This window comes from Bradyrhizobium sp. GW821-FHT12B03 (assembly GCF_058807535.1).
The window spans coordinates 173,288-184,907 of record NZ_JBXAQU010000005.1 but is presented as its reverse complement, the minus strand read 5'-3'; the positions used below and the strand labels follow the sequence as shown (position 1 = coordinate 184,907).

11 protein-coding genes are annotated in these 11,620 nt (G+C 63.9%); 3 read left to right on the top strand and 8 right to left on the bottom strand.

Features of this window, described 5'->3' with window-relative positions; all coding sequences use genetic code 11:
- A partial coding sequence (locus AC1RUR_RS12455; protein ID WP_492844267.1) for a M10 family metallopeptidase C-terminal domain-containing protein occupies positions 1–2,610 on the bottom strand: 2,610 nt, incomplete at its 3' end.
- Positions 2,611–2,811: 201 nt separating this feature from the next.
- On the opposite strand from AC1RUR_RS12455, the gene AC1RUR_RS12450 reads away from it, so the two are divergent.
- Both AC1RUR_RS12450 and AC1RUR_RS12445 read left to right on the top strand, forming a co-directional pair.
- A complete protein-coding gene (locus AC1RUR_RS12450) occupies positions 2,812–3,117 on the top strand; it encodes a hypothetical protein (RefSeq protein WP_492844265.1) in 306 nt (101 codons plus the stop codon).
- Positions 3,118–3,307: 190 nt separating this feature from the next.
- A complete protein-coding gene (locus AC1RUR_RS12445) occupies positions 3,308–4,501 on the top strand; it encodes a CaiB/BaiF CoA transferase family protein (protein WP_492844263.1) in 1,194 nt (397 codons plus the stop codon).
- A gap of 19 nt (positions 4,502–4,520) precedes the next feature.
- Here AC1RUR_RS12445 and AC1RUR_RS12440 read toward each other — a convergent pair whose 3' ends face one another.
- The 3 genes from AC1RUR_RS12440 to AC1RUR_RS12430 form a co-directional block, all read right to left on the bottom strand.
- Positions 4,521–4,793 (bottom strand): hypothetical protein, encoded by a 273-nt coding sequence (locus AC1RUR_RS12440; RefSeq protein ID WP_492844261.1) that lies wholly within the window; start codon positions 4,791–4,793, stop codon positions 4,521–4,523.
- A gap of 75 nt (positions 4,794–4,868) precedes the next feature.
- Entirely contained in the window at positions 4,869–5,723 is an 855-nt protein-coding gene (locus AC1RUR_RS12435) for a leishmanolysin-related zinc metalloendopeptidase (RefSeq protein ID WP_492844259.1), read from the bottom strand.
- Positions 5,724–5,905: 182 nt separating this feature from the next.
- Complete coding sequence (locus tag AC1RUR_RS12430) at positions 5,906–6,796, bottom strand: outer membrane protein (RefSeq protein ID WP_492844258.1); 891 nt, start codon at positions 6,794–6,796, stop codon at positions 5,906–5,908.
- A gap of 146 nt (positions 6,797–6,942) precedes the next feature.
- Here AC1RUR_RS12430 and AC1RUR_RS12425 point away from each other — a divergent pair, with 146 nt between their 5' ends.
- Entirely contained in the window at positions 6,943–7,218 is a 276-nt protein-coding gene (locus AC1RUR_RS12425; RefSeq protein WP_492844256.1) for a hypothetical protein, read from the top strand.
- Between the two features lie 14 nt (positions 7,219–7,232).
- Here AC1RUR_RS12425 and AC1RUR_RS12420 read toward each other — a convergent pair whose 3' ends face one another.
- The 4 genes from AC1RUR_RS12420 to AC1RUR_RS12405 form a co-directional block, all read right to left on the bottom strand.
- Positions 7,233–8,114, bottom strand: a complete 882-nt coding sequence (locus AC1RUR_RS12420; protein ID WP_492844254.1) for an outer membrane protein — start codon at positions 8,112–8,114, stop codon at positions 7,233–7,235.
- A gap of 159 nt (positions 8,115–8,273) precedes the next feature.
- On the bottom strand, positions 8,274–9,791 hold the full coding sequence (locus tag AC1RUR_RS12415; RefSeq protein WP_492844252.1) for a tripartite tricarboxylate transporter permease: 1,518 nt from the start codon (positions 9,789–9,791) through the stop codon (positions 8,274–8,276).
- Between the two features lie 12 nt (positions 9,792–9,803).
- Entirely contained in the window at positions 9,804–10,346 is a 543-nt protein-coding gene (locus tag AC1RUR_RS12410) for a tripartite tricarboxylate transporter TctB family protein (protein WP_492844250.1), read from the bottom strand.
- Positions 10,347–10,497: 151 nt separating this feature from the next.
- On the bottom strand, positions 10,498–11,472 hold the full coding sequence (locus AC1RUR_RS12405; protein ID WP_492844248.1) for a Bug family tripartite tricarboxylate transporter substrate binding protein: 975 nt from the start codon (positions 11,470–11,472) through the stop codon (positions 10,498–10,500).
- Positions 11,473–11,620 lie beyond the last annotated feature (148 nt).

Below are 11,620 nucleotides of genomic sequence, written 5' to 3'. Positions count from 1 at the left end.
CGTCACAAAGTTTCCGGTGCTGTCCGTGCTCCAGACGGAATAATGGCCGTTCGCCGAATTCTTCCAGACCACGTCGTAGCCGCCGCCGGACACCTGCTCGGCGGCAATCACCGACCATGTGGTGTAATTAGCCGTGTTCACCACAGAGCCCGCATATTTCAGGGTGGGCCCGGCGCCGGTCGAGATATTGGTCAGGTAATAATTGCCACCTGATACGACCAGGCTGGTCGAGCCGAGCGCCTCGATGGTGACGCTACTGCTGGCGGGTACGCCAATCGTGCCATCGCCATTGAGATCCTGGTGCAGGGTCGGCTCCAGCGCCTTCAGGCTCGGATCGCTCCCCAGCACTTCCGGGGCAGCGGCGAGCGTGGTCACAAAGTTTCCGGTGCTGTCCGTGCTCCAGACCGAATAATGGCCGTCCGCCGAATTCTTCCAGACCACGTCGTAGCCGCCGCCAGACACCTGCTCGGCGGCAATCACCGACCATGTGGTGTAATTAGCCGTGTTCACCGCGGAGCCCGCATATTTCAGGGTGGGCCCGGCGCCGGTCGAGATATTGGTCAGGTAATAATTGCCACCGGACACGACCAGACTGGTCGAGCCGAGCGCCTCGATCGTAACGGCGGGGACACCGATTGTGCCGTCGCCATTGAGATCCTGATGAAGTGTCGGCTCCAGTGCCTCCAGAGACGGATCGGTCCCCACGACTTCACCGGCAGCGGCAAGCGTCGTCACAAAGTTTCCGGTGCTGTCCGTGCTCCAGACGGAATAATGGCCGTTCGCCGAATTCTTCCAGACCACGTCGTAGCCGCCGCCAGACACCTGCTCGGCGGCAATCACCGACCATGTGGTGTAATTAGCCGTGTTCACCACGGAGCCCGCATATTTCAGGGTGGGCCCGGCGCCGGTCGAGACGTTGGTCAGGTAATAATTGCCACCGGAGACGATCAGGCTGGTCGAGCCGAGCGCCTCGATCGTAACGGCGGAGACACCGATTGTGCCGTCGCCATTGAGATCCTGTTGAAGTGTCGGCTCCAGTGCCTCCAGAGACGGATCCGTCCCCACGACTTCACCGGCAGCGGCAAGCGTCGTCACAAAGTTTCCGGTGCTGTCCGTGCTCCAGACGGAATAATGGCCGCTCGCCGAATCCTTCCAGACCACGTCGTAACCGCCACCCGATACCTGCTCGGCGGCAATCACCGACCATGTGGTGTAGTTAGCCGCGTTCACCAAGGAGCCCGCATATTTCAGGGTGGGCCCGGCGCCGGTCGAGATGTTGGTCAGGTAGTAATTGCCACTGGACATGACCAGGCTAGTCGTTCCGATCGCCTCGATCACGCTCGACATGAAGCTGGAGCTGGCAACCGTACCGTCGGCAAACTGCAAATACTCGACGCCGGTGACGGTATCGGTCCCGTCAGGTGCGCCGCTGCGCAGGTCGGTCAAGGTGAGGGTCAGCGTCGCCGCGTTGTATGAGACCGCGTAGTTGGCCCGGCTGCCCGAATACACCGCCGTGTCGGTGCCGGCGCCGCCGGTGATGGTGTCGTTGCCGCCACCGCCGGTGATCGTGTCGTTGCCGGAGCCGCCGTTCAGCGCGTTCGCGATGGCGTTGCCGACGATGGTGTCATTGCCGGAGCCGCCGATGGCGTTGTCGATGTAGGAGCGCGCATCGTTGTTGTAGAGATAGGCGTTATAGACGTTGCCCGACGCGTAGTGGCCGTTTCCGAGGTTGGCGAGCTGAGCCGACGAGAACAGCGACGCGGCACCTGGATTGAGGTTGATGCTCAGGTTCGTCGTATAGTTCGACAGGTCGTAGGTATCGACGCCGCCACCATCCCAGATCGTCTCGAAGATGCGGTTGGCCGAGCCGCCGGCCCCGCCATTGTCGGCCGGCTGGCCAACGCCGTTGATGAACTCCTGCCCCGTGGTCGGGCTCCAAGTATAGACGGTGGTCCCGCTCTGGGTCGTGTAGTTCGCGCCATACATCGTCTGGAGCGCGAGGATGTCGTTGGCCATATAGGTCTGCGGATACCCATAGGCTTCGTTGGTGTAGCCGGTCAGCGGCCCGCCGACATAGCTGCGATAGCTCATGACGGTGTATTCGCTGTCGTCATGCGCGCTCGGCACCGCGACGTTGGCGACGCCGCCCGTCTCCTGGCTGTGCTTCAGGCCGAGCGCATGGCCGAGCTCATGCAGCGCGGTCGTGAAATAGTAATTGCCGAGCGCTGCCAGCGAGTAGTTGTACGCGGTCCCGAACCATATATCGCCGCCGGGCGCGTAGTTGCCGGGGTAATAGGCGTAGGAGGTCGGATTGGCCGCCGGCGATTGCGCGATCATGATGTCCGCGCCGTTCGTCCCCGCATACTGGATGCTGGCATTGGTGTAGCCGAGGATCAGTCCGATCGCGTAATTGATCGCCGCCTGCATCTGGCTAGGCGCCGAGGCAAAGCCCGACGTGGTCGGCTCAGCGTCGCCGCCGGTGTAGGGATTGGCGTAGTCGCTGGGCGAGTCCGGAAAGCTGTAGGTGATCGTGCCGGACCATTTGACGCCCGACAGCAGACCGTCGATCTCTGCGTTATTGGTCCTGGTGACCGAGACGGCTGTGGCCAAACTAAATCTCCGGGGCAGCTGGCCCCGTTAGATTCGGGGGGCGGGTAGATGATTCTAGCTTGAGAGTTAAACGTTTGGTTTAATTTTGGCGACCAGACCCGGACCCCTTCCACAAGGCCATATTAGCCATCAAATCCCGTAGTCATACGGGCCAGGCCAATGGTGCAGGTTCCGGCTATACGCGTGATTTGCAAGGAAATCATGAAACTAGGTCCACTCTCGGCCGGTCTGTTGGGCGCCCTGGTGGCGCTCGCCGGCCCGGACCATCGCCCCTTTGGAGGACTGCCTGTCATGGTCGGGAAAGCCAGCGCAGACGACAACGGCAAGGCGGCGGCACGCGCGCCCTCGGTTCCACCTGCTCGCGACCCTTCAGCGGCGGTCGCCGAGGAATACGAAGCCGCGCGGCGGGCGGGAACGCGGCAGGCGTTCGAGCTGTTCCTTGCACGCCACGGCGACGACCCGCTGGCCGACCAGGCGCGCGCCGAGCTGAAACGCCTGCCGCGCTGATCCATGTCCCCCCGGTGCGGCCAGCCGTGCCAAGCCAAATCGCGTCAGGCCAGACCCGTCAGGCCAGAACCGTCAGACCTTGCATTTCGACAGGCAGCATCCGCGCCGGCCCAGACCTGCTGCTGGATGCCTTGCCGCATGAGCTTTGGGCACTATGGTAGGCGCGCAATCTGTCCCGGAGCCTCTCAAAATGCCCTTTCCGCATGCCTCGGAAGCCCTGTCGCGCTTCACCGTGCTCGATCTGACCCGTGTCCGGTCCGGGCCCACCTGCGTGCGGCAGCTGGCCGACTGGGGCGCCAATGTCGTCAAGATCGACGCGCTGACCGAGGATGCCGGCGGCGAGCAGCCGGGCGGGCCGCGGCGAGGCTCCGACTTCCAGAATTTGCACCGCAACAAGCGGGCGATGACGCTGAACCTGAAGGACGAGCGCGGGCTCGCCGTGTTCAAGCGCCTCGCCGCCAAAGCGGACGTCGTGGTCGAGAATTTCCGGCCCGACGTGAAGAAGAAGCTCGGCATCGACTATGACAGCCTCGCCAAGATCAACCCGCGCATCGTCTATGGCAGCATCTCCGGCTTCGGCCAGGACGGCCCCTATCACAAGCGGCCGGGCTTCGATCAGATCGCGCAGGGCATGGGCGGGCTGATGTCGATCACCGGCGCGCCGGGCGAAGGCCCGATGCGGGTCGGCATTCCCGTCGCCGACCTCACCGCGGGCCTGTTCTGCGCCATGGGCATCCTCACCGCGCTGCTCGAGCGCGAGGTCTCGGGCAAGGGACAGTGGGTACAGACCTCGCTGCTCCAGGCCCAGATCTTCATGCTCGACTTCCAGGCAGCGCGCTGGCTGATGGAGAAGGAAGTGGCAAAACAGGCCGGCAACAACCATCCGACCAGCATCCCGACCGGCGTGTTCAGGACCTCGGACGGCTACATCAACATCGCCACCACCGGCGGGCGGATCTGGGAGCGCTGCGCGCAGGCGATCGGCGCGCCGGAGCTCTACAGCCATCCCGATTATGCGACGGCCCCTGCCCGCTCGAAGAACCGCGACGCGCTCAATGCCGAGATCGAGAAGCGCACCGTGACGAAGTCGACCGAGACCTGGGTCCGGGAGTTCAACGAGGCCGGCGTGCCCTGCGGCCCGATCTACTCCATCGACCAGATGTTCGAGGACGCCCAGGTCAGGCATCTCGGCATCGCGCAGGACGTGCCGAACGACGAAGACCGCCACATCCGCCTGGTCGGCCAGCCGGTGACGCTGTCGCGTACGCCGAGCAAGATGGTGGCGCGGCCGCCGGAATTCGGCGAGCAGACCGACGAGGTGCTGACGGAGTTCGGCTTCGGCGCCGAGGAGATCGCGGAGCTGCGTCGGCGCAAGGTGGTATGAAAGCGGCCTACGCAGTCGTCTAGATCTTGCGCAAGCCGTCGAAGCGCGTGTCGACATAGTGGCCGCCGGCATCGACCACCCGACAAAGCTCTCCGCCATCATGGTAGAGCAGAACGACCTTGGCGCCCGCCTCGAATTGTCCGGTCGGCGGTCCGCTCGGCGTACCGCGCGAGGCATAGAATGGCTGCGATCTCGCCACCTCGTGGGTGAACTGGTTGGGCGGAGGCGAGATCAGACAGTCGGACGGGATCAATGACGAATCTGGAAGCACGATCACTTCCGGTCGCTTCATGCCCTCCATGATCCGGTTTCCCTGAATTCCAAGAGAAGCCCTGCCCGGCAGGGCCTTGTTGGTCCGTGCTTTGGCCTAGGAGTCGAGGCTCTCGTCGGGCAACGTGATCGGAATCCGCGGGAGCACGATGCCTCTCGGCTTTTCATCATGCGCCGCGGCAAATCCCGCCTCAGCCATACGGAGATGATTGGGCAGTTGATACGACTGGGCAACGTCCATGTTCACCTCATAGCCGAGATCCTGCAAGCTGGCGATCGTCAACCGGCTCATTGGATTGCCGCCTTCATCGACGAAACCGGTCATCAACTCCGCGCCGAAAACAGTGTCGCGCCAATGCGAGTCCACGGTCCCTTCGCCACCTTTGTTTTCGACGGGAACGGGGAGCGGCGTCGCCGAGCCGCGGAGGTGGCCGTATTCGCGCATGGCGTTGGCACCGCGGAATGTCGGATTGTGCGTGCGGACGCCCTTCAGCAATCTCTTGTTCGTCCAGATCGTTCCGATGCCGATCACATGCCCCATCTCGTGCGTGATGACGTCGTTCAGGGTGCCGTCGGCTTCCATGGCGGCGAGATCGGCAATGTCGAATTGCATGTCGCCCGTCGCCGGCAGGAACGCAGCGGTCCCTGCACTCTTCGGGCGCAGGCGGTCCGGCCCGGCCTGACCGAGAACATTTCCGGGGCCGTCGATCTCGGTGCCTTGCGCCGTGATCCGAAGATTGTTGATCCTTTCACCGCCAACCGTGACGTCGGGCAAGTCGCCCACGATGGCGTGGGTCCAACGGTTTGCCGCAAGCTTGAAAGCCGCCTTTTGCTTGGCGGTCAGTCCGCCCAGGAAATGAACTTCGATCGTGTAACCTCGGGCGGCGGCTGCGGCGGCGACCGTGTGCGAAATCTCGGCGCCCTTCTGCGCGCGATAGCGTTCAATGGCCATGACATCCTCCAATAAAATGGATCAAATAAATTTCTATCTATGCTTGCATAGTGATCTCGATCAACGCTGCTGACAAGGGAGAGAAAGCGTCACGGGGCCTGACTGTTTTCACGCCGAACACGCGAAAGCCCGGCGCGACCGCCGGGCTTTCGACTTGCGACCACGCCTTGCGAAACAACCGCTCAGGTCCCGCCGAAGCGGTAGTTCACACCGAAGCGCAGGATGTTGTCGGTGACGTGCGAGCGATAGCCGATCACCAGCGGCGCACCGCTGAGCGCGATCACGGGAGTCGCAAGCGAGCCCGAGACGGTTCCGAGATCGACGTAGAGATATTCGAGCCTGGCGCTCCAATTGTCGGCGAACGCGCCTTCGATACCGGCGCCCGCGCTCCAGCCGAGCTTCGTCGTGCTGCTGCCGAAGCTTGCGGCAACCGGCGTGAACGTGCCGCCGTCGGCGCCGGGGAAGCCGCCGACATTGATCGCGCTCACGCTGCCCGAGGTGGAGACACGGCCATAGGCGAGACCGCCGGTGCCGTAGACCAGCACGCGCGGCATCACGGCGACGCCGAGACGGCCGCGGACGGTGCCGAACCAGTCGAGCTTCTGGGTGAGATTGAACGTAACAGGCAATGCGGGATCGAACGTGTTGTCGCCGCGATGGCCCGGCGTGCAGACGCCGTCCTGCTCGCCGTCCGGCGCACCGGCGCACAGCGCATCGAAACGGCCCTTCTGGCCGCTGCCCTGAAAATCGGCCTCGAAGCCGACCACGAACATTTCGCGCTGCCAGCTGTAGCCGATCTGTCCGCCGCCGGTGACGCCGTTGAGATCGAACGTGCCGGCGCTCGAGCTCAGCAGCGCGCCGCCCCTGCCGTCGATGAAATCGGCCGTGGTGGCCGAGCGGCCCCAGCCATGGCCGACATTGATGCCGGCATAGAAGCCGCTCCAATTGGTGCCGGGATCGACGGCCAGCGGCGGCGCCTTGGTATGGATGTGCGGCACCGCCAGATCGGCGGCGAAGGCACGCGGTGCGAGCAGCATGGAGATCGCCGCCGCGACCAGCAAAGTTCGTGTCATCAATCTTCCCTCGAGACATGGCGTTGCCTGTTCGCCTGCTCGAAAGATGCGCGGGCGATTCAGTGCGGCGACACTAGGAAAGAGCGCATCGCTTCGCGTCCTGCGTTCGAACGTCGGTCGTTCAGAGGACGCGGGCAGCCGATCGCATGCGCGAGGCATGCGCACCCGATCCGGTCGATCTCGAAAGCGCTGCGATTTCAGCGCGGTTTGCCGGCGGGATGAATCCCGCAGGCTGGCGCGAGGGGCTCGAAACAGATCCCATGCGCCCAACTTCGACATTCCGATCGGAGCAGATCAGGCTGCGGATGTGGCACCACCGCAACAAATCGGCTGCACTGCCCGATCGTCGGTCCTGCGCCATTTCCAAGGATCAGGACGGAAACGACAAAGCCCGGCGCGAGCCGGGCTTTGCTTCTTGTTGACGCCTGTTTTGATCTTAGTACTTGGCAACCACCGGGCCAGCAAACTGATAGTTGATGCCGGCGCGCAGGATATGGTCGGTGAAGTGCGACGAGACGTTGGCGCTGATCGGAAGCGCCGGCGACAGCGTGAACGGACCGGACGAGAAGCGGCCGAGATCCATGTAGAGATATTCGAGCTTGGCGCTCCAGTTCTGGGTGATCTTGCCTTCGACGCCCACGCCCGCGGTCCAGCCGACGCGCGTGGTGGAGCTCGAGCCGACCGACGCGATCGGACCGAAGGGCGCGACGGTGCTGAAGCTGGACATGGTGCCCGTGGTCTTGATCTCGCCGAAGGCGACACCGCCGGTACCGTAGAACAGCACCTTCGGGGTGGCCAGGATGCCGACGCGACCGCGAACCGTGCCGAACCACTGGAGCTTCTGGTCGACCGTCAAGGTCGTGCCGGCCAGACCGCCGGGGGGCAGGAATGTAAAGGTAGGAAGACAGGGCCCGGCGCCCGGCGCGATCGGGGCGCCCACGCAGCTATAGCCGGCGCTGCCCTTCTCACCCGACCATTGCAGATCGCCCTCGATGCCGAACACCCAGTTTGTGCTCTGCCAGTTGTAGCCGGCTTGGCCACCGGCGATGCCGCCGTTCATGTCGAACGCGGCACTGGTGATGGAGCCGGCCGGAGGCGCGATCGGCGTGCCGGTCCCGGAGTTGAAATAGGAGACGTCGGTGCGCGAACGGCCCCAGCTGTAACCGCCATTGGCGCCGACGTAGAAGCCGGTCCAGCTCCAGACCGGATCGACCATCACCGGTGCCTTGACGTAGGGCTTGGCCGCGAGATCGGCAGCCAGCGCGCCCGTCGCGAACAGCGACATCGCCGCTGCCATTCCCATCACGATCCGCTTCATGGGCATTTCCCCTTCCCGCACAAATTTGTGATCAAAACATACGTCGGGGGGCGGCCAAGGACTGTGCCGGCTGGGCAACATTTAGAAACAATCGGGGCGTGTAATGCCTAGGACTAACACGACATCGATCCATGCATTTGATTTCAAAGTGATTTCCGCCTAACGCGGAACCTGCTTCGCGCCCTGCGTCAATCCGACACGGGCAAGCAGGCCGTCGATGACCGGCCAAAACAGCAGCACGATCGCCAGCGTCGTGATCGAGCCGACCAGGCCGTTCGACCAGAACACTTTCAGGTTTCCGCCGGAGCCGATCATCGACAGGCGGAAGGCATCCTCGGCGCGGTTGCCGAGCACGAGCGCCAGCGTGAACGGCGCCAGCGGAATGCCGATCTTCTTGAAGACGTAGCCGACCACCCCGAAGCCCAGCATCAGCCAGATGTCGAACATCGCGTTCTGGATCGCATAGGCGCCGATCGCGCAGGACACCACGATCATCGGTGCCACCGCGGCGAACGGCACGCGCAGGATCGAGGCGAAGATCGGCACCGTCGTCAGCACCAGCACGAGGCCGACGACGTTGCCGAGATACATCGAGGCGATCAGGCCCCAGACGAAGTCCTTGTGCTCGACGAACAGCAGCGGGCCCGGATTGAGCCCCCACACCATCAGGCCGCCGAGCAGGATCGCGGCGGTGCCGGAGCCGGGAATGCCGAGCGCCAGCATCGGCAGCAGCGCCGCGGTGCCGGAGGCATGCGCCGCCGTCTCCGGCGCGAACACGCCTTCGATGCGGCCCTTGCCAAAGCTCTCCGGATCCTTGGAGAAGCGCTTGGCGAGATTGTAGCCCATGAAGGACGCCGCGATCGCCCCGCCCGGGGTGATGCCGAGCCAGCAGCCGATGAAGGAGGAGCGCAGCAGCGTCACCCAGTATTTCGGCAGGTCCTTCCAGACGCCGAGCACGACGCGCAGCGAGATGCTCGCCGCGTGGCCGCGCAGCGCCAGGCGCTCCTCCATCGTCAGCAGGATCTCGCTGATGCCGAACAGGCCGATGACGGCGACCAGGAAGTTGATGCCGCGGAGCAGCTCGGCCGAGCCGAAGGTCATGCGCAGATTGCCCGACACCGTGTCCATGCCGATGCCGGCGAGCAGCAGCCCGAGCGACATCGAGATGACCGTCTTGTGCTTGGCCTCGCGCCCGAGGCCGACGAAGGAGCAGAAGGTGAGCAGATACACCGCGAAGAACTCGGGCGGGCCGAACTTCAACGCGAAGGACGAGATCATCGGCGCGAGGAAGGTGATCAGCAGCACTGCGACCAGCGAGCCGATGAAGGAGGACGTGAACGCCGCGGTCAGCGCCTCCGCCGCCCTGCCCTGCTGCGCCATCGGATAGCCGTCGAACGTGGTCGCGACCGACCAGGCCTCGCCCGGAATGTTGAACAGGATCGAGGTGATCGCACCGCCGAACAGCGCGCCCCAATAGATGCAGGACAGCATCACGATCGCCGAGGTCGGATCCATCGTGAAGGTGAGCGGCAGCAGGATCGCGACGCCGTTGGGGCCGCCGAGCCCCGGCAGCACGCCGACGAAGATGCCGAGCACCAGCCCGACCATCATCAGCACGAGCGTCTTCCACGTCAGCAGGACGGCGAAGCCGTGAAACAGGAGACCGAGAGCTTCCATCGTGGAGCCGCCCTAGTGGCCGAAGGCCGCTTCGAGCGGCCCTTTCGGCATGATGACGTCGAACGCGATGTCGAAGGTGACGAACATGATCGCTGTGAACGCGACAGCGGTGAGCAGCGACTTCCACAGCGCGATCTTGCCGACGAGGCGCATGAAGCTCGCGATCAGGAGGAAGCTCGCGACATAGAGACCGAGGAATTGCGTCACCAGGCAGAACAGCAGCGTCGGCACGAACACCGCCAGCACGCGGCGGGCCTGCGCACGCGTGACGAAGCTTCCGGACCCCGGCCGGCGCGCGACCAGCGCCGCGACCAGCCCGTAGAGGCTGCCGCCGCCGAGGATGACGGAGAGATAGAACGGGAAATAGCCGGGCTCGGGCCCGGTTGCGTCCCAGGACGCTCCGGTGCGCCAATTGTCGTAGCCGAGCGTGACCGCCAGCGCGAGCAGCAGGAGGCAGACGAGGATTTCGATCGTGCCGGCGCTGACGACGGAGGGCGAATCGTCTTCAGGCGCGGTCGGATCGTCGACGACGATTTCGAGTTCGGTTTGGGACATGCTCTGCCAAATCAAGTTGCGCTGTCATCATCCGCCTAGTGCGCAATTGCGCACAGGGGCGGATGATCCAGTACGCCGTGCAGAAGCCGTATTCGAGTTCTGTGCAATACTGGATGCCCCGCCTTCGCGGGGCATGACGCGGAGGATGTGCTTACTTCGCGACGAATCCGGCTTCCGTCATCAGCGCCTTGTTGGTGGCATCGTCCTCCTCGAGGAATTGCACCATGTCCTTGCCGGTGAGGAAGATCGGCTTCAACGCCTGCTTTTCCATGTAGTCCTTGTATTCCGAGGTCTGCGTCACCTTGTGGAACAGCTCGACATAGAACGCCTGCTGCTCGGCCGTGACCTTGCCGGGCAGGAACATCGCGCGCAGCATCAGATACTGGACGTCGACGCCCTCCTCCTTGCAGGTCGGGATGTCGGCCCAGGACTGCGTCTCCGTCACCTTGGTGGTGTAGGAGATGCGCTCCTTGTCGAACACGCAGAGCGGGCGCACCTGGCCGGCACGCCAGACTTCGAGGTTTTCGCTGGGGTTGTTGACGTTGGATTCGGTGTGGTTGCCGACGAGCTGGGTCGCGGCCTCGCCGCCGGACTTGTAGGGCAGATAGGAGAATTTCGCGCCGGTCTTCTGCTCCAGGAACACGGTGAGCACGTGATCCTCGCGCTTGGAGCCGGTGCCGCCCATCTTGAACGGCGAACCCGCCGCCTTCGCCGCCTCGACGAATTCCTTCACCGTCTTGGGCCCGGCGCTGTTGTCCCACAGCACGAACTGGTCGAGCGCGATCACCGACACCGGGGTCAGCTCACGCCAGTTGAACGGTATCTTCGCCGACAGCGGCAGCATGTAGATCAGCGAATAGGCGATCAGGACCTTGTTCGGGTCGCCCTCGCCAGACTTCATGTACATCAGCGCTTCCGCGCCCGAGGCACCGCCCTTGAGCGAGACGACGATCGGCTGCTTCATCAGATTGTTCTTCTGGATCGCAGCCTGCATCATCCGCGCCATCTGGTCGGAGGCACCGCCCGCACCGGCCGCCACCACGATCTCGACGGGCTTGCTCGGTTCCCAGCCGGCAAAAGCGGGCGTGCCGCAGAGCGCGGCCACCAGCGTGATTGCCGCCTTCATTCCATGTCCCACTTGCGTCTTCCCTATGTTCTTGTTCGGATTGGAAATTCAGAGTTGAATTCAGCACCCATTGTGCGGGCGAATCCAACCGAGTTCAAGCCACCCAGTGGCATCCCCTTTATGACTTTGGAATGAGACCAGCGCCGCA